Genomic DNA, 25,142 nt, shown 5'->3' on the forward strand with positions numbered 1-25,142 from the left:
GGACTGACCGGTCAGTTCAAAAGGGAGGGGGCGGAGTGGACAGCCCGCACGGCGCGGCCGTCAAAGCCGAGGACTTCGGACTCAAGGGCCCGCGCGGCTGGGCGTTCCGAGGGGTGGACGTCGATGCCGCGCCCGGCACGCTCATCGCGATCGAAGGCCCGTCGGGCAGCGGCCGCACGTGCCTGCTGCTCGCCCTCACGGGGCGCATGAAGCCCACCGCGGGCCGCGCCGAGGTCGCCGGGCTCCCGCTGCCCAAGCGGATGGGCGCGGTCCGCCGCCTCGCCGGCCTCGGCCCGGTACCGGGGGTCAACGACCTCGACCAGGCGCTGACCGTCGGCGAGCAGCTGCGCGAGGGAGCCCTGCTCCAGCGCCGCTACGAGAGCCCCCTGCGCGCCCTCCTGCGCCCGCCCGGCAGCCGCGGCAAGGCGGCCGCCGCCCGGATCGACGCCGCGCTGGACGCCGTCGGCCTCGACCCGGAGACCCTGCCCAAGGGGCTGCGGACCTCCGTCCGGGACCTGGACCGCCTGGAGGCCGTCCGGCTCTCCCTGGCCCTCGCCCTGCTGGGCGCCCCCCGGCTGCTGGCCCTCGACGACGTCGACCTCAAGCTCTCCGACACCGAGCGCGAGGAGGCCTGGGAGCTGCTCCGCTCGATCGCCGCCTCCGGGACCACCGTCCTCGCGGTGTGCAGCCAGGCCCCCGAAGGCGTCCGGGTCGTGCGCACCGAGCCGGGCGCGGAGCCCGCCGACCCCGCCGGCCCGGCCGGCGCCGAAGACCGCACCGACGACGACACGAAGGGGGCCGACGATGCGCTCGCCGAAACTGGCCGCGCTTGAGCTGAAGCGGTTCGGGCGGGGGAAGCTGCCGCGGGCCGCCCTCGTCGCGCTGCTCCTGCTGCCGCTGCTCTACGGAGCCCTGTACCTGTGGTCCTTCTGGGACCCGTACAGCCGCCTCGACAAGGTGCCCGTCGCCCTCGTCAACGCCGACAAGGGGGCCACCGTCGAAGGCGAGCGCATCGCCGCCGGCGACGAGATCACCAGGAAGCTGCACGACAGCAAGACCTTCGAGTGGCACGAGGTCAGCGCCGAGCAGGCCGCCAAGGGCCTGGAGAACGGGACGTACTACCTGTCCCTGACCATGCCGGCCGACTTCAGCGAGAAGATCGCCTCCAGCTCCGGCGACGACCCGGCGACCGGCGCGCTGCAGGTCCGCACCAACGACGCGAACAACTACATCGTCGGCTCGATCTCCCGCACCGTGTTCGCCGAGGTCCGCTCCGCCGCTTCGACCAACGCCTCCCGGAAGTTCCTCGACAAGATCTTCGTCTCCTTCTCCGACCTGCACGGCAAGACCGCCGAGGCCGCCGACGGCGCCGACAGGCTGAAGGACGGCGCGACCAAGGCCAAGGAGGGCGCCAAGGAGATCGCCGAGGGCCTCGACACCGTCGAGGAGAAGAACGGCGAGCTGACCGGCGGGCTGAAGAAGCTCGACACGGCCGCCGGCAAGCTGGAGACCGGCACCAAGGACATCGCCGCCGGCACCGGCAAGCTCGCCGACAAGTTCAACGGCATCGCCTCCCAGGCCCGCCCCCACCTCGACAACCCCAAGCAGGTCGCCGACGCCGCGATCCTCGTCGCCGACACGGCGAAGGTCGTGCAGAACCACCTGGACACCTTCTCCAAGAAGGCGCCGGCCGCCGCCCGCGTCAGCAAGCAGGCGGCCGCCCTGGCCTCCGACACGTACACGCGCACCTGCACCGGCAGCGCGCCCAAGCCGCTGCCCGCCGCCTGCGCCGACATGAAGAAGCTGAAGGAGGTCACCGCCGAGGCCGCCCTGCTCACCGGAGACGTCGAGGCCCTCGCCAAGGACTCGAACGGCGACCTGGCCACCCTCCGCAAGCAGCTCGCCGACCTGGAGAAGAAGGCCCGCAAGCTCGCCGAGAGCGCCCCGCACCTGGCCTCCCGCCTCGACGCGGCCGCAGCCGACATCAACGCGCTGAACAACGGCGCCCAGAAGGTGGCCACCGGCATGGCCCAGCTCCACGCGGGCATCGGCAAGGCCACCGACGGATCCACCGCCATCGGCAACGGCGTCGGCAAGCTCGGCGACGGCGCGCACAGCCTCGACGGCGGCCTGTTCAAGCTCGTCGACGGCAACACCGACCTCGCCGACGGCCTGCACCAGGGCGCCGGCAAGATCCCGAACTACGACCAGCAGCAGCGCGACGCGCGCACCGAGGTCATGGCAGACCCGGTCAAGCTCGCCAACGAGTCCCTGCACAAGGCGCCCAACTACGGCACCGGCTTCGCCCCGTACTTCATCCCGCTCTCCCTCTGGGTCGGCGCGATGGTCGCCTACATGCTGATCGCCCCCATGAACAAGCGGGCCCTGGCCGCCGGCGCCTCGCCCTGGCGGATCGCCCTCGCCGGGTGGATGCCCGTGGCCGGGCTCGGCGCCCTCCAGGTCGCCATGCTGATGTCCGTGCTCCACTGGGGCCTCGGCCTGGAACTCGCCCGCCCCGCCCTGGCCATCGGCTTCCTCGTGCTGGTCACCGGCTGCTTCGCGGCCATCGTGCAGTGGCTGAACGCCAAGTTCGGCGCGGCCGGGCGCATCCTGGTCCTCGCCGTGCTGATGCTCCAGCTGACCTCGGCCGGCGGCACCTACCCCGTCCAGACCAGCCCCGGGTTCTTCAACGCGGTCCACCCGTACCTGCCGATGTCGTACGTCGTCGAGAGCCTGCGCCGCCTCATCACCGGCGGCGGCCTCGGCCCCGTCTGGCAGGGCTGCGCCGTCCTGGCCGCCTTCACCGCCGGCGCCCTCGCCCTGACCGCGCTGGCCGCCCGCGGCAAGCAGGTGTGGACGATGGACCGGCTCCACCCCGAACTGAGCCTGTAAGGAGCCGGTGACCTGTGAGAATCAGCGCCATGGAAAGCAGCAGCACCGGCGCGTCCGCCGGCGGCGGACGCCGGCAGGCGACACGCCAGAAGCTCTACGAAGCGGCCGTCACGCTCATCGCCGAGCAGGGGTTCTCCGCGACCACGGTCGACGAGATCGCCGAACGGGCCGGCGTCGCCAAGGGCACGGTCTACTACAACTTCGCGAGCAAGAACGACCTCTTCGAGGAGCTGCTGCGGCACGGCGTCGGCCTGCTCACCGCCTCCCTGCGGGAGGCGGCCGAGTCCACGGAGGCGCGCGGCGGCAGCCGCGTCGAGGCACTGGACGCGATGATCCGCGCCGGCCTCGTCTTCATCGACCGCTACCCCGCCTTCACCCAGCTGTACGTAGCCGAGCTGTGGCGCACCAACCGGGCGTGGCAGTCCACGCTGATGGTGGTGCGGCAGGAGGCGGTGGCCGTCGTCGAGACGGTCCTCGCCGAGGGCGTGGAGCGCGGCGAGCTCAGCCCGGAGATCGACGTCCCGCTGACGGCCGCGGCCCTCGTCGGGATGGTGCTGGTGGCCGCGCTGGACTGGCAGTCCTTCCAGCGGGAGCGGTCCCTGGACGACGTGCACTCCGCACTGTCGCTGCTGCTGCGGGGACGGGTCAGCGGCAACCGCTGACGCAACGGACCCCCGATCGGCGGTGCCGCCGGCGGCGCCCGGCCGCGTACAACTGGTGGGACCCGCCCCGGTCCGCCGCCGAGCCTGAGTACCCGTACCCAGGAGCGGAATGAGTACGTGCGCGGATGGGCTCCCCTCTGCGCGGACGCCAGACTTGGGGCATCGGACGGGGAACCGGTCCGGACCGCCGACACGGGGCGGCCGGTGCGGACCGGGACCCTGCCGCCACCGGGACGGATCCTGACGGCCTGCCCGGTGCACCGGCGGCGCCGGTGCGGCCCGGCTCGGGGGTGAAAGCTGCTACATGTTTCCTAGTCATTCATAGTCATCTCTAGTCGGCTGTGGCGCGTACGTTGGCCTTGTGAAGCTTTCGGAGTGGGCCCGTCAGCAGGGCGTGAGCTACCAGACCGCTTGGCGGTGGGTGAGGGACGGGAAGATGCCCGTGCCGATCCGCCAGGCGCCGTCCGGGACGTGGCTGGTCGATGAGCCTGCTCCGGCTGCCGTCGTGGGGGCGGGGCGGGTGGTGGCGTACTGCCGAGTGTCGTCGGTCGACCAGAAAGCGGATCTTGACCGGCAGGTGGCCCGGGTCGTGGCCGGTGCGAACGGGCTGGGTCTGGCCGTCGCCGAGGTCGTCGCCGAGGTCGGTTGCGGGGTGAACGGCGGGCGCCGGGAGCTGCACCGGGTGCTGTCCGACCCGCAGGCCGCGGTGATCGTGGTCGAGCACCGCGACCGGCTGGCCCACTTCGGCGTCGAGCACCTCGAAGCGGTCCTGTCGGCGTCCGGGCGGCGCCTGGTCGTCCTCGACCCCACCGAGACCGCCGAGACCGCCGACGACCTCGTACGGGACATCACCGAGGTGCTCACCTCGATGTGCGCCCGCCTGTACGGGCGGCGGGCGGCGAAGAACCGGGCCGCCCGCGCGGCGGCCGTGGCGACCGGCGAGGACGCCGGGTGAAGAAGTTCCGCCCGCAGCCCGGATTCGTGGTACAGGCATACCGGTTCGCGCTGGACCCGAACGCCTTCCAGGAGGCAGCGCTGCGCTCGCACTGCGGCGCCGCGCGCGCCGCCTACAACTGGGCCGTCGGCTGGGTGACCGCTTCCTGGTGGCAACGCAAGGCGGAGGAGTCCTACGGCGTCCCCGCGGAAGCGCTGACCGACTGGCGGCCGTGGTCGCTGCCCGCGCTGCGGAAGGCGTTCAACGAGGCCAAGCACACCGACCCGAGGTTCGCCGGGTGGTGGCAGGAGAACTCCAAGGAGGCGTACTCCACCGGTCTCGCGAACGCCGCCGCCGCGTTCGACAACTACGCGAAGTCCAAGCAGGGCAAGCGGCGCGGCAAGCGGATGGGTGCGCCCCGGTTCAAGTCGAAGCGGAAGGCGCGTCCGGCCTGCCGGTTCACCACCGGCACCATCCGCGTGGACGGTGACGGCCGGCATGTGACACTGCCGAGGCTGGGCACGATCCGCACCCACGAACCCACCGCAGGCCTCCACGCCCGCATCCAGGCCGGGACCGCCCGCGTCTTGTCCGCGACCGTGCGACACGAGCGGGGACGCTGGTTCGTGTCCTTCCAGGCCGAAGTGAAGCAGGACATTCGGCGCGTGGCGCGCCCAGGCGTGGTGGTCGGGATCGACCTCGGTGTGAAGACCCTCGCGGTGATGGCCGACAGCACGGGCGAGATCCGCACCGTCGCGAATCCCGGGCACTACGACGCCGCGCGCAAGCGGCTGCGCCGCGCCTCCCGGACTGTGGCCCGCCGGCAGGGCCCCGACCGCAGGACCGGACGCAAGCCGTCGAAGCGGTGGGAGAGAGCCAACGACATCCGCAACCGCGTGCACCACCGGGTGGCGAACCTGCGCGAGAACGCACTGCACAAGCTGACCACGGCCGTGGCGGCCGAGTTCGGCACGGTCGTGGTCGAGGACCTCAATGTCGCCGGGATGCTCCGCAACCGGCGCTTGGCCCGGCGCATCGCCGACGCCGGGTTCGATGAGATCCGCCGTCAGCTCGACTACAGGACCGGCCGGCGCCACGCCACCCGCCTCGTGGTTGCAGACCGCTGGTACCCCTCCTCCAAGACCTGTTCCGGGTGCGGCGCGGTGAAAGCCAAGCTGCCGCTGCACGTGCGGACCTACGAATGCGACGCCTGCCACCTGGTCATCGACCGGGACGACAACGCCGCACTCAACCTCGCCGCTCTCGCGGCGGCCTGCACCACTGGTACCGGAGTGGCCGGAGACCAGGACACCGCCCCGGCGGCGTCGAAGCCTCGTGGAGCCGACCAGAAGACCCGCGCCACCACCCGCAGCCGCAAGGCCACGGGTGGGCGGGCAGGTGGCGCAACCCTGCCGCACCAGCGGCAGCAGGAAACGAGAGACCGTACTCAAACCGAAGCCCCCACACTTTGGTGATGTGACGGACCTTCCGGGCCGGAATGCCCGGAATGCTGAGACCTGACTACGGCCTCAGCAACGGGATCGAGCCATGCCGCACCGCCCGCCCGGCGTCTTCGCCTTCCTGCCGTCAGCCGCGGCCGCGCAGCGGCAGCCGCACCCGGGCCCGCACCGCCGCCGCACGACGGGCGGCCGCGGCCGCCGCGGCGTCGCGGCGCGCCTGCACCGCCCACCGCACCCGCGCCGCCGAGCGCGGCAGCAGCAGCGCCCGCAGCCGGCCCCGCCGGCCGGCGCCGGCCAGCAGCGCGGCCCGGACCGCCAGCACGTCCTGCGCCGCCTCCGCCCGCGGCTCCGCCTCCGGTGCGCCGGGCGGGGCGTACAGGGCCCGCTCCACCGCGCCGGAGAGCCGACGGACCGCCGCCGCGGCCTCCCCGTCGAGGCGGCCCTCACCGACGAGCCGGTCGGCGGCCGCCCGCGGGGACAGCGCCCGGTCCGGGACGATGCCCGTGTCCCAGGCCGCGTCGTGAAGCTCCTCCCAGGCCGGCAGGACGCCGCCCCCGCCCAGCCGCCGCCTGCGCAGCCGGGAGCGCCACAGCAGCGGCAGCAGCGGCACGCCGACGACGACCGCCGCCGCGGCCGCCCAGCCGAGGACCGCCCCGGCGGACGGCCCGCCGCCCTGCCCGCCGGCCGCCTCCTGCGGTGCGGCGCCGCCGCACTCGCCGAGCCGCCGCAGCTCCGGCGGGCAGGCGTCGGCCTGCGAAGGGGCCGCCGACGGCTCCGCCGCGCTCTGCGAGGGCAGCGGCGCCGGCGCCGACGGCTGGGCCGCCGGGCTCTCGGCACGCGCGTAGTCCGGCAGCGTCAGCCCCTGGCGCGGGGTCGGCTCGAACCGGGTCCAGCCGACGCCCTCGAAGTACAGCTCCGGCCAGGCGTGGGCGTCCCGCATCGAGACGTTCACACTGCCGTCGGCCTGCTTCTCACCGGGCGTGAACCCGACCGCGACCCGCGCCGGGATGCCGAGTGAGCGCGACATCGCGGCCATCGAGAAGGCGAAGTGGATGCAGAAGCCCTCCTTGTCCGCCAGGAACCGGGCGATGGCCTGCGGGCCCGTGCCGGACGCCACCTTCGTGTCGTAGCGGAAGCCGCCGTTCACGGCGAAGTGGTCCTGCAGCCGCACCGCGCGCGTGTAGTCGTCCTTCGCACCCCTGGTGATCTGCCGGGCCGTCTCCGCCACCACCGGCGGCAGGTTGTCGGGCAGCTTCGTGTACTCGGCGCGGACCGCCGGGTCGGGTGCGGGAGCCGACTGCAGCTGGGCCGCCGTCGGCCGCAGCAGCAGGCTCCGCACCGTGTACATCGAGCCCTGCACGTTCTGGTAGCGGTCCTTGGCCAGCTGGTCGCCGACCAGGGTCCGGCCGACCGGCTCGAACCGCCACCGGCCGGGGATGTCCACACCCGTCGCCGGGTACGGCATCGGCAGGTAGCGCTGCGCATAGGTGTCCGCCGCCGAGATGCTCGTACGGACCTCCGCCGCGCCCTGGCGGACCCGCTCGCCCAGCCCCGGCGGGTTCGGCAGCCGCTCCGGGACGTCGGTCAGGGCCCGGCCGGACGCCTCCCACTTCACGCCGTTGAACTCGTCCAGCGCCAGGATCCGCAGGTAGTGGTCGCCCAGGGCCGGGGTGTCCGTCCGGTACTTCAGCACCACCCGGTTGTCCTGCGCGTTCAGGCTGCTCTGCAGGGACACCAGCGGGTTCACCGCGGAGATCGTCCCGCCGACCCCGCTGCCGCCGCCGTCGGCCTCGGTGCGGCCGCCGAGGACGCCGCCGCCCAGCGAGGGCAGCGCAGCCGGGGCCACCAGGGCCAGGCCGAGGGCCGCCGCGCCGATCCGGCGCCCCGTGCGCACGGGCGACAGCGGCCGGCCGGAGCCCGCGCCACCCGACCCGTACCCCGAGGACGCGGTCACCCGGCCGGACGGGGCGCCGCCGAAGACGCGGCCCCACTGGGCCAGCCGGTCGCGGCCCTCGGCCAGGAGCAGCACCAGGTAGCCGGCGCCGGCCAGCAGGAAGGAGAACCAGGGCGCGCCGGCGCCGCCGGAGAGGCCCGCCGCCACCGAGTACAGGGCGAGCAGCGGCAGCCCCGCCGCGGCGGCGCTGCGCATCGTCACCGCCAGCAGGTCCACCAGCAGCCCGATCACCAGGACCCCGGTCAGCAGCAGCAGCCGGATGCCGTCGGTCAGCGGGGCGGGTATCGCGAACTCTGCCACGTCCTGCACGCCGCGGCGGAACAGGGCGCCGATGTCCGTCACCAGGTAGGCCATCGGCCCGGTCCCGGTCGACTCGCCCTTCCCCGCGAAGAGGAAGACCACCACCAGGGAGGAGGCCAGCACCTGCGAGGCCACGGTCAGCGGCCGCGCCAGCGGCGCCCGCCGGGCCGCGGCGCCCACCCCGCTCTGCAGGCACAGCAGCGCCGCGGCCTGGAGCAGCCAGCCCGAGGACTCCACCAGCGCGGCCAGCGACCAGGAGGCCAGCAGGGTCGCCAGGACCGCGAACACCGTCAGCCGTGCACGTCCGCTCATGACCAGCCCCCCGGGGAGTCCGTGCCGAGCGGCGCGCTCCCGGCCTGCCGCCACAGGTCGCCGTACGCGGCGCCGGGCGGGACGGCCAGCGCCGTCCAGCCCGTCTCGCGCAGCCGGTCCAGCCGCTTCTGGGCGCGCGAGGGCTGCCCTGCCCACTGCGCCGGGTCCAGCAGGAAGGCCACCGCTGCGCCGCATCGGCCGCGCATCTTCGCAGCCAGCTCCGTCTGCGCGTCGTCCAGCTCGCCGAGGAACGCGACGAGCAGGCCGTCGCCGGCCGACCCGCCGAATCCGGCGCCGTCCCCGGCGCGCAGGGCGTCGTACGCGCGGGAGAGCCCGGCCCCGTCGGAGTGCCCGACGACGGCCAGCATGTCCATGATCATCCCGGCGGCCTCGGCGGACTCCTGGCCGCCCTGCGAGAAGCCCGCGCCCTCCCCGGCCAGGGCGCTGCCCCCGTCGGTCAGCAGCCGCACCGAGTAGCCGCGCTCCAGCAGGTGGACCAGGGTCGAGGCGGCCCCCGACACGGCCCACTCGAACGCCGAGTCCGGCCCGGCGCCCTCGTACGCGATGCCGCGGGTGTCCAGCAGGACCGTCGCGCGGCTGCGCTGCGGCTGCTCCTCCCGCCGGACCATCAGCTCGCCGTAGCGGGCCGTCGAGCGCCAGTGCACCCGGCGCAGGTCGTCGCCGCGCCGGTAGCCGCGCGGGATGACGTCGTCCTCGCCCGCCAGGGCCAGCGCGCGGCCGCTGCCGTCGCCGTAGCCGGAGCTCTGCCCGCCCAGCCGGACGGGGGCCAGCTCCTCGGTGCGCGGGACCACGGTGAGCACGTCGTACGTGCTGAACGAGCGGGTCAGCTCGACCAGCCCGAAGGGGTCGGTCAGCCGCAGCTGGAGCGGGCCCAGCGGGTAGCGGCCGCGCAGGTCGGAGCGGACCCGGTAGGACACCTCGCGGCGGCCGCCCGGCTCCACCCGGTCCAGCACGAACCGCGGCCTCGGCCCGAGCACGTACGGCACCCGGTCCTGGAGCATCAGCATCCCCGTCGGCATCCGGGAGACGTTCTCTACGCGCAGCTGGACCCGCGCCTCGTCCCCGGCGGGCACCCGCTGCGGGCTCAGCCGGCGGCTGCCGGCGACCCGGTGGCGGGTGCGGTGCAGGACGGCGACGCACAGCAGCGGCAGGAAGGCCAGCAGCAGCCCGACACGCAGCAGCTCGGCCTGGCCGAGCACGTACGAGCAGAGGGCCGCCGCGATGCCCGCGGCCAGGAAGGACCGGCCCCGGGTGGTCAGGCCGGCCAGCGACGCGCGCAGCCCGCCGGAGTTCCGGCCCCCGCCGCCGGCGCCGCTCCGGGCACCGGCGCCCATCAGAAGCCCCGGACGCCGGCGCCGGGCACCTCGCCGCGCGGGTGCGCGCTCGGGACGGGGGTGCGCTGCACGATGTCCTGCACGACCTGCTCGGCGGTGCGGCGGTTCAGGGAGGCCTGCGCCGTCGGGAGCAGGCGGTGCGCCAGCACCGGCCCGGCCAGGGCCTGCGCGTCGTCCGGGAGGACGAAGTCGCGGCCGGCCATGGCGGCCGCGGCCTTCGCCGCGCGCAGCAGGTGCAGGGTGGCGCGGGGCGAGGCGCCCAGGCGCAGGTCCGGATGGCTGCGGGTGGCGGAGACCAGGTCGACGACGTAGCGGCGGACCGGCTCGGCGACGTACACGTCCCGGACGGCCTCCACCAGTTTGGCGATGTCGTGGGCGTGCGCGACGGCCTGGAGGTCGTCCAGCGGCGAGAGCCCGCCGTGGACGTCGAGCATCCGCAGCTCGGCGTCCGGGCTCGGGTAGCCGACGGAGACCCGGGCCATGAAGCGGTCGCGCTGCGCCTCGGGGAGCGGGTAGGTGCCCTCCATCTCGACCGGGTTCTGCGTGGCGACCACCATGAACGGGCTGGGCAGGGCGTACGTGGTGCCGTCGATGGTGACCTGGCGCTCCTCCATCGACTCCAGCAGCGCCGACTGGGTCTTCGGCGAGGCGCGGTTGATCTCGTCGCCGATGACGATCTGCGCGAAGATCGCGCCGGGCTTGAACTCGAACTCGCGGCGCTGCTGGTCGTAGATGCTGACGCCGGTGATGTCGGAGGGCAGCAGGTCCGGGGTGAACTGGATGCGCTGCACCGAGCAGTCGATCGACTTCGCGAGGGTCTTCGCCAGCATCGTCTTGCCGACGCCGGGGACGTCCTCGATCAGCAGGTGGCCCTCGGCCAGGAGCACGGTCAGGGCGATGCGCACGACCTCGGGCTTGCCCTCGATCACGCTCTCGACGGACCGGCGCACGCGCTCGGCCGTGCTCGTCAGATCCGCGAGACCCGCTCTGTCGTCATAGGTCGTCACCTGGTACTCCTCGGCCCTTTCCGGTGGGGCCGGCGTCCCTTGCGCACGGCCGGCCCATCCCGACACGGACGCCGGACCCGGAGGGGTTCCGGGCGGCGTCGTCCCCGCATTGTTGACGGCTCCACGGGGTTGTGTCACTCACGAGTCGGGATCGATCTCCCGCAGGAGCCCGGTGTGCACGTCGAAGACGAAGCCTCGCACATCGTCGCGGTGGGGGAGGAAGGGGCTGGTCCGCACGCGCTGCATGGACTGGCGGACGTCCTGGTCGACGTCCCGGAACGCCTCGACGGCCCACGGCGGGCGCTGGCCCACCTCGTCCTCCAGCTCGTGCCGGAAGTCCTCCGTGAGGCTCTCCAGGCCGCAGCCGGTGTGGTGGATGAGGATGACCGAGCGGGTGCCCAGCGCGCGCTGGCTGATGGTGAGGGAGCGGATGGCGTCGTCGGTCACGACCCCGCCGGCGTTGCGGATGGTGTGGCAGTCGCCGAGCTCCAGGCCGAGCGCGGCGTGCAGGTCGAGGCGGGCGTCCATGCAGGCCACGACCGCCACCCGGAGGACGGGGCGGGCGTCCATGCCGGGGTCGCGGAAACCGGCGGCGTAACGGCGGTTGGCCTCGACCAGCCGGTCGGTGACGGAGCCGCCGGAGGGACCGCCGGACGGGCCGGGGGCCCCGGCGGCGGATCCGGCGGGCGGGGGAGCGGAAGTCGTCATGCCTTCGACGGTAGTGGCCGCCCCTCGGGCCCGGCTCGGGACGCCGCGGGAGGAAACGGGTCAACGCAGCACGGTGTGAGCTGACCCACAGGGGTGGGGAGGGGGCCGCCATCCGGGTGATTCGCGCCTTTTGCGGGTTCCGGGCGAGGCGGGCGCACGGCGCGCGGGCCGGTTCGTTGACCCGGCGTGCCGTTGCACTAAAGTGGCGCGAACCGGCCGGAGCCCGGCCCTGACCGGCTGCCCGGCCCCCTGGTAACACTCCGCGTGCGCGGCGCGGCGTATGCCTGCCGCGCCGTTATCTGAGAGGGCGCTTTGACCAGCGAGTCCCGACACGTCCCGGTGATGCTCCAGCGGTGCCTGGACCTGTTGGCCCCGGCCCTCCACGAGCCGGGGGCCGTCGTCGTCGACTGCACCCTCGGCCTCGGAGGCCACAGCGAGGCCCTGCTGACCCGATTCCCCGAGGCCCGCCTGATCGGCCTCGACCGCGACAAGGAGGCCCTGAGGCTCTCCGGCGAGCGCCTCGCCCCCTTCGGCGACCGCGCCACCCTCGTCCACGCCGTCTACGACGAGCTCCCCGAGGTGCTCGACCGCCTCGGCACCCCCACCGTCCAGGGCATCCTCTTCGACCTCGGCGTCTCCTCCATGCAGCTCGACGAGGCCGACCGCGGATTCGCGTACGCCCAGGACGCCCCCCTCGACATGCGCATGGACCAGACGACCGGGGTCAGCGCGGCCGAGGTGCTCAACACCTACCCGGCCGGCGAGCTCGTCCGCATCCTGCGCCAGTACGGCGAGGAGAAGCAGGCGAAGCGGATCGTCTCCGCGATCGTCCGCGAGCGGGAGAAGGAGCCCTTCTCCCACAGCGCCCGGCTCGTCGAGCTGATCCGCGAATCGCTGCCGCAGGCGGCGAAGCGCACCGGCGGCAACCCCGCCAAGCGGACCTTCCAGGCCCTGCGCATCGAGGTCAACGGCGAGCTGTCGGTCCTGGAGCGGGCCATCCCGGCCGCCGTGGACCGCATCGCGGTCGGCGGCCGCATCGCCGTCCTCTCCTACCACTCCCTGGAGGACCGCCTCGTCAAGCAGGTCTTCGCCGCCGGGGCCGCCTCCACGGCCCCGCCGGGGCTGCCCGTGGTCCCCGAGAAGTACCAGCCCCGGCTGAAGCTCCTCACCCGCGGCGCCGAACTGCCCACCGAGGAGGAGATCGCCGAGAACCGGCGGGCCGCACCGGCCCGCTTCCGCGGCGTCGAGCGCATCCGGGAGGCGAACCGGTGACCAAGGGCGGCGGAGGCGGGGCCGGGCAGCGCGGCCCCGCCGGGCAGGCGGCGCGCACACCGTTCGTCCTCCTGGTGGTCGCCCTGCTCGCCGGCGGCCTGATCAGCCTGCTGCTGCTGAACTCCGCCCTCAACGAGGGCTCCTTCCGGCTGGCCAAGCTGAAGAAGGAGACCACCGCGCTGACCGACGAGGAGCAGGCCCTCCAGCGCGACGTCGACGCCTACTCGGCCCCCGACGCCCTCCAGCGCCGGGCCGTCGAACTCGGCATGGTCCCCGGCGGCAGCCCCGCCTTCATCGACGAGGGCGGCAAGGTCACCGGCACCGCCGCCGCCGCGGAGGCGCCTGCGCCGTCCCCCTCCCCGTCCGCGGCGGCGCCGGGCGCCGCCCCGAGCGCGCCCCCGCCGGGCGCCGCCTCCCCCGGCCCGGCCGCACCGCCGGCCGCGGCCACCGCCCCGCCGTCCGCCCCGCCCGCCCCGGCACCGGCGCCCCCGGCGCCAGCCGGCGGCGCCGCGGAGCAGGCACCCGGCGCTGACCGGCCCAGCCCCACCCCCGGAAGGTGACGTCGTGAAACGGATCCCCGCGGGGCGCCCGACCGCCCCGTCCCCCCGCCGTTTCCCGGGGCCCCGCCCCGGCCGCCCCCGCCGAACCCCCGCCGCCCGGCCCCGCGGGGTGGCCGGGTGAGCCCGCAGGACACCCCCCGGCGCCGGGTTCCCGGACCCGGCAGGCCCCGGCCCGCCGACACCGACCGGCCGCGCGTCAACCCCCGGCCCGCCGCCCGCCGGCCCGCCGCCGGCGCCCCCCACACCATCCGGCTCGGCAGCCCCCGGCCCCGGCTGCGCCTGGTCGGCATCGGCCTCACCCTCGTGATGCTCGCCTTCACCGTGCGCCTGCTCCAGGTACAGGCCGTGGACGCCTCCGCCTACTCGGCGAAGGCCTCCGCGAACCGCTTCACCACCGTCACCCTCGCCGCCGAGCGCGGCGAGATCACCGACCGCAAGGGCGTCGCCCTCGCCATCAGCGTCGACGCCCACGACATCACCGCCGACCCGCAGATGTTCACCCCGCAGGAGAGCAAGGCGCCCGACGCCCCCGAGCAGGCCGCGGCCCTCCTCGCCCCCATCCTCGGCGCCGACGCCGGGGAGCTCGCCGCCAAGCTGAAGACGAAGAACAGCCGGTACGTCGTCCTCGCCCGCCGCCAGACCCCCCAGGTCTGGAACCAGATCAAGGACCTCAAGCGGGTCTTCGCCGACAAGGCCGCCGCCGACAAGCGCAACAACGGCCCCGGCGCCAACGTCCTCTCCGGCGTCTTCAGCGAGGACAGCAGCAAGCGCGTCTACCCGAACGGCGACCTCGCCGCCGGGATACTGGGCTACGTCAACGCCGAGGGCCGCGGCGGAGGCGGCCTGGAGTCCTCCCTCGACCGCAAGCTCGCCGGCCGGGACGGCACCATCACCTACGCCCAGTCCGGCGGCCGGCGCGTCCCCACCGCGGGGTCCAACGAGAAGCCCGCCGTGCCCGGCGAGGACATCGAGCTGACCATCGACCGCGACATCCAGTGGGCCGCGCAGAGCGCCATCGCCGAACAGGTCCGCAAGTCCGAGGCCGACCGCGGCTACGTCATCGTCCAGGACACCCGCACCGGCGAGGTCCTGGCCATGGCCAACGCCCCCGGCTTCGACCCCAACGACCTCTCCCGCGCCAGCTCCGCCGCCATGGGCAACGCCGCCCTCCAGGACGTGTACGAGCCCGGTTCCACCGCCAAGGTCATCTCGATGGCGGCCGTGCTGGAGGAGAAGAAGGCCACCCCCGAGACGCGCGTCGAGGTCCCCAACCGGCTCCACCGCGGCGACCGGCTCTTCAAGGACGACATCGACCACCCGACCTGGTACCTCACCCTCAACGGGGTCCTCGCCAAGTCCTCCAACATCGGCACGATCCTCGCCACCGGCCAGCTCGGCCCCACCCAGCCCGACGCCAACCGCGTCCTGCACTCCTACCTCGACAAGTTCGGCATCGGACGGCCCACCGGCCTGGACTACCCCGGCGAGTCCCGCGGCATCCTCGCCCGCCCCGAGGCCTGGTCGACCTCCCAGCAGTACACGATCCCCTTCGGCCAGGGCCTCTCCGTCAACGCCATGCAGGCCGCCTCCGTCTACTCCACCGTCGCCAACGGCGGCGTGCGGATCGAGCCGACCCTCGTCCGCGGCACCAAGGGCCCCGACGGCCGCTTCACCCCGGCCCCCGCCCCCGAGCAGACCCGCGTGATCAGCGAGGAGACCGCCAAGACCCTCGCGCAGATGCTGGAATCCGTCGTCGACGACCAGGAGGGCACCGGCACCAAGGCCCGCATCCCCGGCTACCGGGTCGGCGGCAAGACCGGCACGTCCAACCGGGTGGATCCGGCCACCGGCCGCTACAAGGGCTACACCGCATCCTTCGCCGGCTTCGCCCCGGCCGACGACCCCCGCATCACCGTCTACTGCGCCATCCAGAACCCCACCAAGGGCAACTACTTCGGCGGCCAGATCTGCGGCCCCATCTACAAGAAGGTCATGGAGTTCGCCCTCAAGACCCTCCGGGTCGCCCCCACCGGCACCGCCCCCGCAGGCCTGCCGGTCACCTACGAGCCCGGCCCGCAGGCCGCCCCCCAGACCACCCCCCGACCCGGCACGACGCCAGGCCGGTGACCCCCGGGCCGCCGCGCCGGCCCCCCAGGAACCGTGAGGCACCACCAGTGACCACGATCACCCCCGAACCCGGGAACCAGCCGGCCGGGGCCGCCCCCGGCGGGCCCTCGCTTCGCGGGCGGCCCGCCGCGCCCGGTACGCTCACCGCCGTGTCCCACGCTGATCAGCCCAGAACCACCCCGCAGGACGCCCCGGCAGTGCCGCCTGGCGCGCCCCGGCCCGCGTCCGTCCGCCCGACCCCGCTCGGCGCGCTCGCGCACCTGCTGGACCCCGGCGCCCCCGCGGAGCCCTCGGGCCCGCAGATCACCGGGATCACGCACGACTCCCGTGCGGTGCGCCCCGGCGACCTGTACGCGGCCCTGCCCGGCGCCCGGATGCACGGCGCCGACTTCGCGGCCCAGGCGGCGGCCCTCGGCGCCGCGGCGATCCTGACCGATCCCGCGGGAGCTGAGCGCGCGGCCGCCACCGGCCTGCCCGTGCTCACCGCCGACGACCCGCGCGGCCGCATGGGCGCCCTCGCCGCCGAGATCTACGGCCGCCCCGGCGAAGGCCTGCTCCGCATCGGCATCACCGGCACCTCCGGCAAGACCACGACGGCGTACCTCGTCGACGGCGGCCTGCGCGGCGCCGGCCGCGCCACCGGGCTCATCGGGACCGTCGAGATGCGCATCGGCGACGAGCGCATCAAGTCGGAGCGGACCACCCCCGAGGCCACCGACCTCCAGGCCCTGTTCGCCGTCATGCGCGAACGCGGCGTCGAGGCCGTCGCCATGGAGGTGTCCAGCCACGCCCTGGTGCTCGGCCGGGTCGACGGCTGCGTCTTCGACGTCGCCGTCTTCAACAACCTGAGCCCGGAGCACATGGAGTTCCACTCCGACATGGAGGACTACTTCCAGGCCAAGGCGCAGCTCTTCACCGAGCGCCGCGCCCGCCTCGGCGTGGTCAACACCGACGACGAGTACGGCCGGCGCCTCGCCAAGGAGTCGCCGATCCCCGTCACCACCTTCTCCGCCCAGGGCGACCCGGCCGCCGACTGGCGCGCCGAGGACGTCGTCTTCGGGCACATGGACTCCACCCTCACCGTCGTCGGCCCGGACGGGCAGCGCATCGCCGCCCGCGCCCCGCTGCCCGGCCCGTTCAACGTCGCCAACACCGTCGCCGCGATCGCCGCGCTCGCCGCCGCCGGGATCGACCCGCAGACCGCCGCCGACGGCATCGCCGCCGTCCCCGGCGTCCCCGGCCGCCTGGAGCGGGTGGACGCGGGCCAGCCCTACCTCGCCGTCGTCGACTACGCGCACAAGACCGACGCCGTCGAGTCCGTGCTGCGCGCCCTGCGCGAGGTCACCGCCGGCCGGCTGCACATCGTGCTCGGCTGCGGCGGCGACCGCGACTCCACCAAGCGCGGCCCGATGGGCGCCGCCGCCGCCCGGTTCGCCGACACCGCCGTGCTCACCTCCGACAACCCGCGCTCCGAGGACCCGCTGAAGATCCTCGCCGCGATGTTCGAGGGGGCCGTCTCCGTGCCCGCCGCCGAGCGCGGCACCGTCCTCGTCGACGCCGACCGGGCCGCGGCCATCGCCGCCGCCGTCGCGCGCGCCGAGCCCGGCGACACCGTGCTCGTCGCCGGCAAGGGGCACGAGCAGGGCCAGGACACCGCAGGAGTCGTACGCCCCTTCGACGACCGCGCGGTGCTCCGCGCCGCGATCGAGGCACAGGCCGCGCACGCCGCGCGGCCGCACCAACCGAACGTCCACGAGGCCGAGGTGAACCAGTGATCGCCCTTTCCCTCGCCGAGATCGCCGACATCACCGGCGGGCGGCCCCACGACATACCGGACCCCTCGGTGCGCATCACCGGGCCCGTCGTCATCGACTCCCGCCAGGTCGAGGCCGGCAGCCTGTTCGCCGCGTTCGCCGGCGAGCGCGTCGACGGGCACGAGTTCGCCGAAGGCGCCGTCGCCGCCGGCGCCGCCGCCGTGCTCGCCACGCGCCCCGTCGGCGTGCCCGCGATCGTCGTCGACGACGTCGAGAAGGCCCTCGGCGCCCTCGCCCGCGCCGTCGTCCACCGCCTCGGCACCGACGTGGTGGCCCTGACCGGCTCCGCCGGCAAGACCTCCACCAAGGACCTCATCGCGCAGGTGCTCCAGGCCCACGCCCCCACCGTGTGGACGCCCGGCTCCCTCAACAACGAGATCGGCCTGCCGCTCACCGCGCTGCGCGCCACCGAGGAGACCCGGCACCTGGTCCTGGAGATGGGCGCCCGCGGCATCGGCCACATCGCCTACCTCACCGGACTGACCCCGCCCCGCATCGGCGTCGTCCTCAACGTCGGCACCGCCCACATCGGCGAGTTCGGCGGCCGCGAGCAGATCGCCGTCGCCAAGGGCGAGCTCGTCGAGGCCCTTCCCACGGCGGCCGACGGCGGCATCGCCGTCCTCAACGCCGACGACCCCCTCGTGCGCGCCATGTCCGCCCGCACCAAGGCCCGTACGCTGCTCTTCGGCGAGGCCGACGACGCAGACGTCCGCGCCGCCGATGTCCGGATGACGCCGTCCGGACAGCCCTCCTTCACACTTCACACACCCACCGGGTGCGGCGAAGTGACCTTGCGCCTGTACGGTGAGCACCACGTGTCGAACGCGCTCGCCGCGGCCGCCGTCGCCCACGCGCTGGGCATGTCCGCCCAGGAGGCCGCCACCGCGCTCTCCGGGGCGGGCACGCTGTCCCGGTGGCGGATGGAGGTCACCGAGCGGGCGGACGGCGTCACGGTCGTCAACGACGCCTACAACGCGAACCCCGAGTCCATGCGGGCCGCACTGCGCGCGCTGGCCGCGATGGGCGGCGCCGCCAGGGCGAACGGGGGGCGCACGTGGGCGGTGCTCGGTCCCATGGCCGAGCTCGGTGACGCCTCGCTGGCCGAGCACGACGCGGTGGGACGGCTTGCCGTCCGGCTCAACGTGAGCAAGCTCGTCGCAGTCGGGGGCATCGAAGCGTCCTGGCTGCAACTGGGCGCCTATAACGAGGGTTCGTGGGGTGAGGAGTCGGTGCTCGTGTCCGACGCGCAGGCGGCGGTCGACCTGTTGCGCAGTGAACTGCGCCCGGGTGACGTCGTGCTGGTGAAGGCTTCCAGGTCGATCGGGCTGGAGCGGGTCGCAGAGGCGCTGCTGGCCGGCGAGGGCGAGGTCGCCGGCCGATGAGGCAGATCCTGTTCGCCGGTGTCATCGGCATGTTCCTCACCGTCATCGGCACCCCGCTGCTGATCAAACTGCTGGCCCGCAAGGGCTACGGCCAGTTCATCCGCGACGACGGCCCGCGCGGCCACCTGGGGAAGAAGGGCACGCCCACCATGGGCGGCATCTCCTTCATCCTGGCCACGCTCATCGCGTACGCCCTGACGAAGGTGCTGACCGGGCAGTCCCCGTCGCTGTCCGGTGTGCTGGTGCTGTTCCTGATGGCCGGCATGGGCCTCGTCGGCTACCTCGACGACTACATCAAGATCGTCAAGCGGCGGTCCCTCGGCCTGCGGGCCAAGGCCAAGATGGCCGGCCAGCTGATCGTCGGCATCGCCTTCGCCGTGCTCGCGCTCCAGTTCAAGGACGCGCGCGGGCTGGCCCCGGCCTCCACGAAGCTGTCGTTCGTCACCGACTTCGGCTGGTCGATCGGCCCCGTCCTGTTCGTGGTCTGGGCGCTGTTCATGATCCTGGCCATGTCGAACGGCGTGAACCTGACGGACGGTCTGGACGGCCTGGCCACCGGCGCCGCCGTGATGGTCTTCGGCGCCTACACCTTCATCGGGGTCTGGCAGTTCCAGGAGTCCTGCGCCAACGCGCAGACCCTGACCAACCCCAACGCCTGCTTCGAGGTGCGCGATCCGCTCGACCTCGCCGTCGTCGCGTCCGCCCTGATGGGCGCCTGCTTCGGCTTCCTGTGGTGGAACACCTCGCCGGCCAAGATCTTCATGGGCGACACCGGCTCCCTGGCCCTCGGCGGCGCGCTCGCCGGCCTCGCGATCTGCTCCCGCACGGAGTTCCTGATCGCCCTCCTCGGCGGCCTGTTCGTCCTCATCACGCTGTCGGTCGTCATCCAGGTCGGCTCCTTCCGGCTCACCGGGAAGCGCGTCTTCCGCATGGCACCGCTCCAGCACCACTTCGAACTCAAGGGCTGGTCCGAGGTCCTCGTCGTGGTCCGCTTCTGGATCATCCAGGGCATGTGCGTCATCGTCGGCCTCGGCATCTTCTACGCGGGATGGGCAGCGGACAAGTGACCTCCTGGCAGGGCAAGAACATCACCGTCGCCGGCCTCGGCGTGAGCGGCATCAGCGCCGCCCGCGCCCTGGCCGGCCTCGGCGCCTCCGTCACCGTCGTGGACGGCGGGGACTCCGAGGGCCACCGCGCGAAGGCCGCCGAACTCGCCGGACTGGGCGTCTCCGTCCGCCTCGGCGACGCCGCGACCCTCCCCGAGGGCACCGGCCTGGTCGTCACCTCGCCCGGCTGGAAGCCCGAGAGCCCGCTGTTCCGGGCCGCCGCCGAGGCCGGCGTCGACGTGGTCGGCGACGTGGAGATCGCCTGGCTGCTGCGCGACTCCCGCCCGGACCGCAAGGCCGCCCCCTGGCTGGCCGTCACCGGCACCAACGGCAAGACCACCACGACCCAGATGCTCGCCTCGATCCTGCGGGCCGCCGGCCTGAAGACCGCGGCCGTCGGGAACATCGGCACGCCGATCATCGACGTGGTGCTCGGCGACGAGGAGTACGACGTCCTCGCCGTGGAGCTCTCCAGCTACCAGCTGCACTGGGCGCCCTCGGTGCGCGCCCACTCGGCCGCCGTGCTGAACCTGGCGCCCGACCACCTCGACTGGCACGGCTCCATGGAGGCGTACGCCGCCGACAAGGGCCGCATCTACGAGGGCAACACCGTCGCCTGCGTCTACAACGTCGCCGACCCGGCCACCGAGCGCCTCGTCGAGGAGGCCGACGTCGAGGAGGGCTGCCGCGCCATCGGCTTCACCCTCGGCGCCCCCGGCCCCTCCATGCTCGGCGTCGTCGACGGCATCCTCGTCGACCGGGCGTTCGTCGAGAACCGGCAGCGCAACGCGCAGGAGCTCGCCGAGGTCGCGGACGTCAACCCGCCCGCCCCGCACAACATCGCCAACGCCCTCGCCGCGGCCGCCCTGGCCCGTGCCTTCGGCGTCCCGCCGCGCGCCGTCCGCGACGGCCTGCGCGACTTCCGGCCCGACGCGCACCGTGTCGCCCGCGTGGACGAGGTCGGCGGCGTCGTGTACGTCGACGACTCCAAGGCCACCAACACGCATGCGGCCGAGGCCTCGCTTGCCGCGTTCGAGCCCGTCGTGTGGATCGCGGGCGGCCTCGCCAAGGGCGCGACCTTCGACGAGCTCGTGCAGAAGTCCGGCAAGCGGCTGCGCGGCGCGGTGCTGATCGGCGCCGACCGGGCGCTCATCGCCGAGGCGCTGGCGCGACACGCCCCCGAGGTCCCGGTCGTCGACCTCGACCGGACCGACACTGGGGCGATGCTCGCAGCGGTCCGGGAAGCGGCCCGGCTCGCAGAGCCCGGCGACACGGTCCTGCTGGCGCCCGCGTGCGCATCGATGGACATGTTCGCGAACTACAACGAGCGCGGGGACGCGTTCGCGGACGCGGTGCGCGAACTGGCCGCCGGGAGCGCCTAGACCGGGCAGGAAGGTCCGCCCCGACCGGCCGCCCGCCCCGTACGAGTGGAGGGGAAGGTCACGAGATGCCGGCCAGACAGGTGCTGCCCGGGCGGCGGCCGTCCGCCGCGAAACCGGCGCGGTCCGCGCGGGGCGTCGCGGCCCTCAGACCGCAGGGCCGCCGCCGCCCGCCGGGCCTGCGGCGCCCCGCGGGCGGCGGGCCGCTGACCCGGATCCGGCGCACCCAGCAGCAGGTGCGCCGGGCCTGGGACCGGCCGCTGACCGCCTATTACCTGATCTTCGGCAGCTCGCTGCTGATCACCGTGCTCGGCCTGGTGATGGTCTACTCGGCCTCGATGATCAAGGCGCTCCAGCTGGGGCTGGGGGACGCGTACTTCTTCAAGAAGCAGTTCCTGGCGGCCCTGATCGGGGCGCTGCTGCTGTTCGCCGCCTCGCGCATGCCCGTGAAGCTGCACCGGGCGCTGTCCTACCCCGTGCTGGCCGGCACGCTCTTCCTGATGGTCCTGGTGCAGGTCCCCGGGATAGGGGTCGCGGTCAACGGCAACCAGAACTGGATCTCGCTCGGCGGCCCGTTCATGCTCCAGCCCAGCGAGTTCGGCAAGCTCGCGCTGATCCTGTGGGGCGCCGACCTGCTGGCCCGCAAGGGCGACCGGGGGCTGCTGGCCCAGTGGAAGCACCTGCTGGTGCCGCTGGTGCCGGTGGCGTTCCTGCTGCTCGGCCTGATCATGCTCGGCGGCGACATGGGCACCGCGATGATCCTCGGGGCCATCCTGCTCGGACTGCTGTGGCTGGCCGGGGCGCCGACGCGGCTGTTCGCGGGGGTCCTCGCCTTCGCGGGTGTGATCATCGCACTGCTGATCAAGACCAGCCCTCACCGCATGTCCCGGCTGTCCTGCATCGGAGCGACGGAACCGGGCAAAGACGACCTGTGCTGGCAGGCCGTCCACGGGATCTACGCCCTGGCCTCCGGCGGATGGTTCGGTTCCGGACTGGGTGCCAGTGTGGAAAAATGGGGACAACTGCCCGAAGCCCACACCGACTTCATCTTCGCCATCACCGGGGAGGAACTGGGACTGGCGGGGACGCTGTCGGTACTCGCCCTGTTCGCGGCTCTAGGCTATGCGGGTATCCGCGTGGCCGGACGCACGGAGGACTCCTTCGTACGGTATGCCGCGGGAGGCGTGACCACCTGGATCACGGCCCAGGCCGTGATCAACATCGGTGCGGTGCTCGGCCTGTTGCCGATCGCCGGGGTCCCGCTCCCGCTGTTCTCGTACGGCGGTTCCGCTCTGCTGCCGACCATGTTCGCGGTCGGACTGCTCATCGCCTTCGCGCGGGAGGAGCCCGCCGCACGCGCGGCGCTCGCGATGCGCCGGCCGAAGAACGGCCGGCTGCGGACCGGGCAGAGATGGAAGACGATGAGACGGCGCGTCACGAGGCGTCCGTCCGGAGAGCGGTGAAATTCGGTGCATGTCGTACTCGCCGGTGGGGGGACCGCCGGCCACATCGAGCCGGCGCTCGCCCTCGCGGACGCCCTGCGCAGGCAGGACCCTTCCGTGGGCATCACCGCGCTCGGCACGGAGCGCGGGCTCGAAACCCGCCTGGTGCCCGAGCGCGGCTACGAGCTGGGCCTGATCCCGGCCGTCCCGCTGCCCCGCAAGCCCACCCCCGAGCTGATCACCGTCCCGGGGCGGCTCCGCGGCACCATCAAGGCGGCCGAGGAGATCCTGGAGCGGACCAAGGCGGACGTCGTCGTCGGCTTCGGCGGCTACGTGGCCCTGCCCGGCTACCTCGCCGCCAAGCGGCTCGGCGTGCCGATCATCGTCCACGAGGCCAACGCCCGGCCCGGCCTCGCCAACAAGATCGGCTCCCGGTACGCGCACGCCGTCGCCGTCTCCACGCCCGACAGCAAGCTCCGCGGCGCCCGCTACGTCGGCATCCCGCTGCGCCGGACCATCTCCACCCTGGACCGCGCCGCGGTCCGCCCCGAGGCGCGTGCGGCCTTCGGCCTGGACCCCAACCTGCCGACCCTGCTGGTCTCGGGCGGCTCCCAGGGCGCCCGCCGCCTCAACGAGACGATGCAGCAGGTCGCGCCGACCCTCCAGCGCTCCGGGATCCAGATCCTGCACGCGGTCGGCCCGAAGAACGAACTGCCGCACGTCGACAACATGCCCGGGATGCCGCCCTATGTCCCGGTACCGTACGTGGACCGGATGGACCTCGCGTACGCCGCCGCCGACATGATGCTGTGCCGCGCGGGCGCGATGACCGTCGCCGAACTCTCCGCCGTCGGGCTCCCCGCCGCCTACGTCCCGCTGCCGATCGGCAACGGCGAACAGCGGCTCAACGCCCAGCCGGTGGTCAAGGCCGGCGGCGGCCTGCTCGTCGACGACGCGGAGCTGACGCCCGACTGGGTGCTCGGCAACGTCCTGCCGGTGCTCTCCGACCCGCACCGCCTGTACGAGATGTCCCGCGCGGCCTCCGAGTTCGGCCGCCGGGACGCCGACGAGCTGCTGGTCGCGATGGTGTACGAGGCGGTCGCAGCCCACAGGAACCGCTGAGGCGGGACAGCGCAGACGCAGGAGGCACAGCAGTGGCCGGAGCCAGGAGCACACAGGGCGGGACGCCGTTCCCCGACCGGTCGTCCGACCGGCCGGCCCGCAAGGGCCCCGGCTCCGGCCCGGGTTCCGGCCCCGCCGGGGCGTCCGGAACGTCCGAGGCGCCCGAGCGGCCCGCGCGGCCGAAGGTGCCGAAGCCGTCCGAGCAGCCGGCACGGCCCGCCCGGCCGAAGCAGCCGAAGGCGCCCAAGCCGCCCAAGGCGGCCAAGCCCGCGAAGCCCCCGAAGGCGCCCAAGCCCGCGAAGGCGCCCAAGCCCGCGAAGGCGTCCGCGCCGTCGGGGCGGCCGAAGCCGGCGGGGGCGGGCGGCGGGCCGGCCGGTCCCGGGCCCCGGATGCGGCGCCTGGCCGGGCGGCTGCGCGGCCGGGGCCGGCTGCTCGCCTTCGGCTCCGCGGCGGCGCTCCTCGCCGGCGGCGCCTGCTGGGTGCTGTACGGCTCCTCCTGGTTCCGCGTCGAGGAGGTCACCGCCGCCGGCACCCGGGTGCTGACGGCCGAGCAGGTCCTGGCCGCGGCGGCCGTGCCCGTCGGCGCCCCGCTCGCGAGCGTGGACACCGGCGAGATCGAACGCCGCGTACGGGCCCGGCTGCCCCGCGTCGATTCGGTCGAAGTGGAACGGTCCTGGCCGCGCGGAATCGGTCTGGAAGTGACGGAGCGCAAACCCGTCCTGCTCATCAAAAAGGACGCCAACTTCGTGGAAGTGGACGCTTCGGGTGTGCGCTTCGACACGGTTGCGAAAGCACCGGCCGGCGTCCCCCTCCTCGCCCTCGACGCCTCCCGCTCGCCGAGCGGCCGCCGCTTCGACGAGGAGCGGCTGCTGCGCGAGGCGGTGGGGGTCGCCGGGGACCTGCCGGCGCCCGTCGCGAAGGACACCGTGCAGGTCAAGGTCGCCTCGTACGACTCGGTCGTGCTGGAGCTGACCGGCGGGCGGAAGGTGGTGTGGGGGAGCGGCGAGCAGGGGGCGGCGAAGGGCCGTGCGCTGAACGCCCTGCTCAAGGCCGCGCCCAAGGCGGGGCACTTCGACGTCAGCGTCCCCACGGCCCCTGCCGTGTCCGGGAGTTGACGCCGGATCGAACAGCGGCGCACCCTGGTTGGCCACCGATACGGGTGATCACATAGGGTGAAAAGAAAAACGGGAGGTTCGGCGTGTTCGTTGAACACGCGCTACTTGTCGACTTAGTGTCCTGTTCGGAAGAGTCCAGGGAACAGGCACATACTTAACCCTAAACTTCAGGGTTAGGGTTCGGGTCGGCGCGTACGGACCGTCCCACATTTCGGCATCAGTCGTCGCACCGCAGGCCC

Annotated in this window: 19 protein-coding genes; 15 read left to right on the forward strand and 4 right to left on the reverse strand. The window is 73.9% G+C overall.

What is annotated here, in order from left to right; genetic code table 11:
* Nucleotides 1-35: 35 nt before the first annotated feature.
* The 5 genes from IE170_RS09475 (at nucleotide 36) to tnpB (ending at nucleotide 5,963) form a co-directional block, all read left to right on the forward strand.
* Complete coding sequence (locus IE170_RS09475) at nucleotides 36-833, forward strand: ATP-binding cassette domain-containing protein (protein WP_189808870.1); 798 nt, start codon at nucleotides 36-38, stop codon at nucleotides 831-833.
* The gene (locus tag IE170_RS09480) at nucleotides 805-2,892 is read left to right on the forward strand and encodes a YhgE/Pip domain-containing protein (RefSeq protein ID WP_189808871.1); all 2,088 of its coding nucleotides are present in this window, start codon (nucleotides 805-807) and stop codon (nucleotides 2,890-2,892) included. Before IE170_RS09475 ends, IE170_RS09480 begins: the two co-directional genes overlap by 29 nt.
* Nucleotides 2,893-2,921: 29 nt before the next feature.
* Nucleotides 2,922-3,554: a TetR/AcrR family transcriptional regulator gene (locus IE170_RS09485; RefSeq protein WP_125543023.1), complete on the forward strand. Its 633-nt coding sequence runs from the start codon at nucleotides 2,922-2,924 to the stop codon at nucleotides 3,552-3,554.
* A gap of 361 nt (nucleotides 3,555-3,915) precedes the next feature.
* On the forward strand, nucleotides 3,916-4,509 hold the full coding sequence (locus tag IE170_RS09490) for an IS607 family transposase (protein WP_189808872.1): 594 nt from the start codon (nucleotides 3,916-3,918) through the stop codon (nucleotides 4,507-4,509).
* Nucleotides 4,506-5,963 carry an IS607 family element RNA-guided endonuclease TnpB gene (gene tnpB, locus IE170_RS09495; protein ID WP_189808873.1) on the forward strand — a complete coding sequence of 486 codons (1,458 nt, stop codon included), beginning with the start codon at nucleotides 4,506-4,508 and terminating at the stop codon, nucleotides 5,961-5,963. Before IE170_RS09490 ends, tnpB begins: the two co-directional genes overlap by 4 nt.
* A gap of 112 nt (nucleotides 5,964-6,075) precedes the next feature.
* Here tnpB and IE170_RS09500 read toward each other — a convergent pair whose 3' ends face one another.
* The 4 genes from IE170_RS09500 to IE170_RS09515 all read right to left on the reverse strand — a co-directional run bounded on the left by IE170_RS09500 (nucleotide 6,076) and on the right by IE170_RS09515 (nucleotide 11,584).
* Nucleotides 6,076-8,514, reverse strand: coding sequence for a transglutaminase TgpA family protein (locus IE170_RS09500; RefSeq protein WP_189808874.1), 2,439 nt, complete (start codon nucleotides 8,512-8,514; stop codon nucleotides 6,076-6,078).
* On the reverse strand, nucleotides 8,511-9,869 hold the full coding sequence (locus IE170_RS09505; protein WP_189808875.1) for a DUF58 domain-containing protein: 1,359 nt from the start codon (nucleotides 9,867-9,869) through the stop codon (nucleotides 8,511-8,513). The genes IE170_RS09500 and IE170_RS09505 overlap by 4 nt, the downstream gene beginning before the upstream one ends.
* Nucleotides 9,869-10,876 carry an AAA family ATPase gene (locus IE170_RS09510; RefSeq protein ID WP_125543020.1) on the reverse strand — a complete coding sequence of 336 codons (1,008 nt, stop codon included), beginning with the start codon at nucleotides 10,874-10,876 and terminating at the stop codon, nucleotides 9,869-9,871. The genes IE170_RS09505 and IE170_RS09510 overlap by 1 nt, the downstream gene beginning before the upstream one ends.
* Nucleotides 10,877-11,014: 138 nt before the next feature.
* Nucleotides 11,015-11,584: a beta-class carbonic anhydrase gene (locus IE170_RS09515; protein ID WP_223856803.1), complete on the reverse strand. Its 570-nt coding sequence runs from the start codon at nucleotides 11,582-11,584 to the stop codon at nucleotides 11,015-11,017.
* Nucleotides 11,585-11,926: 342 nt separating this feature from the next.
* Here IE170_RS09515 and rsmH point away from each other — a divergent pair, with 342 nt between their 5' ends.
* From rsmH to IE170_RS09565, 10 genes are all read left to right on the forward strand, one after another.
* On the forward strand, nucleotides 11,927-12,856 hold the full coding sequence (gene rsmH / locus IE170_RS09520; RefSeq protein ID WP_229884670.1) for a 16S rRNA (cytosine(1402)-N(4))-methyltransferase RsmH: 930 nt from the start codon (nucleotides 11,927-11,929) through the stop codon (nucleotides 12,854-12,856).
* Nucleotides 12,853-13,416 carry a cell division protein FtsL gene (gene ftsL / locus IE170_RS09525; protein WP_229884663.1) on the forward strand — a complete coding sequence of 188 codons (564 nt, stop codon included), beginning with the start codon at nucleotides 12,853-12,855 and terminating at the stop codon, nucleotides 13,414-13,416. Before rsmH ends, ftsL begins: the two co-directional genes overlap by 4 nt.
* 117 nt (nucleotides 13,417-13,533) lie before the next feature.
* A complete protein-coding gene (locus IE170_RS09530) occupies nucleotides 13,534-15,543 on the forward strand; it encodes a peptidoglycan D,D-transpeptidase FtsI family protein (RefSeq protein WP_189808876.1) in 2,010 nt (669 codons plus the stop codon).
* A gap of 47 nt (nucleotides 15,544-15,590) precedes the next feature.
* Nucleotides 15,591-17,318, forward strand: a complete 1,728-nt coding sequence (locus IE170_RS09535; RefSeq protein WP_189808877.1) for a UDP-N-acetylmuramoyl-L-alanyl-D-glutamate--2,6-diaminopimelate ligase — start codon at nucleotides 15,591-15,593, stop codon at nucleotides 17,316-17,318.
* Nucleotides 17,315-18,739: a UDP-N-acetylmuramoyl-tripeptide--D-alanyl-D-alanine ligase gene (locus IE170_RS09540; RefSeq protein WP_189808878.1), complete on the forward strand. Its 1,425-nt coding sequence runs from the start codon at nucleotides 17,315-17,317 to the stop codon at nucleotides 18,737-18,739. Before IE170_RS09535 ends, IE170_RS09540 begins: the two co-directional genes overlap by 4 nt.
* Nucleotides 18,736-19,806, forward strand: coding sequence for a phospho-N-acetylmuramoyl-pentapeptide-transferase (gene mraY, locus IE170_RS09545; RefSeq protein WP_125546296.1), 1,071 nt, complete (start codon nucleotides 18,736-18,738; stop codon nucleotides 19,804-19,806). Before IE170_RS09540 ends, mraY begins: the two co-directional genes overlap by 4 nt.
* Nucleotides 19,788-21,227: a UDP-N-acetylmuramoyl-L-alanine--D-glutamate ligase gene (murD, locus tag IE170_RS09550; RefSeq protein ID WP_189808879.1), complete on the forward strand. Its 1,440-nt coding sequence runs from the start codon at nucleotides 19,788-19,790 to the stop codon at nucleotides 21,225-21,227. Before mraY ends, murD begins: the two co-directional genes overlap by 19 nt.
* A gap of 65 nt (nucleotides 21,228-21,292) precedes the next feature.
* The gene (ftsW, locus tag IE170_RS09555; RefSeq protein WP_189808880.1) at nucleotides 21,293-22,687 is read left to right on the forward strand and encodes a putative lipid II flippase FtsW; all 1,395 of its coding nucleotides are present in this window, start codon (nucleotides 21,293-21,295) and stop codon (nucleotides 22,685-22,687) included.
* A gap of 6 nt (nucleotides 22,688-22,693) precedes the next feature.
* Nucleotides 22,694-23,788, forward strand: coding sequence for an undecaprenyldiphospho-muramoylpentapeptide beta-N-acetylglucosaminyltransferase (murG, locus tag IE170_RS09560; protein WP_114057193.1), 1,095 nt, complete (start codon nucleotides 22,694-22,696; stop codon nucleotides 23,786-23,788).
* A 389-nt stretch (nucleotides 23,789-24,177) separates the two neighbouring features.
* On the forward strand, nucleotides 24,178-24,903 hold the full coding sequence (locus IE170_RS09565) for a cell division protein FtsQ/DivIB (RefSeq protein ID WP_189809019.1): 726 nt from the start codon (nucleotides 24,178-24,180) through the stop codon (nucleotides 24,901-24,903).
* Nucleotides 24,904-25,142 lie beyond the last annotated feature (239 nt).

This window comes from Streptomyces toxytricini (genome assembly GCF_014649915.1).
Lineage (GTDB): Bacteria > Actinomycetota > Actinomycetes > Streptomycetales > Streptomycetaceae > Streptomyces > Streptomyces toxytricini.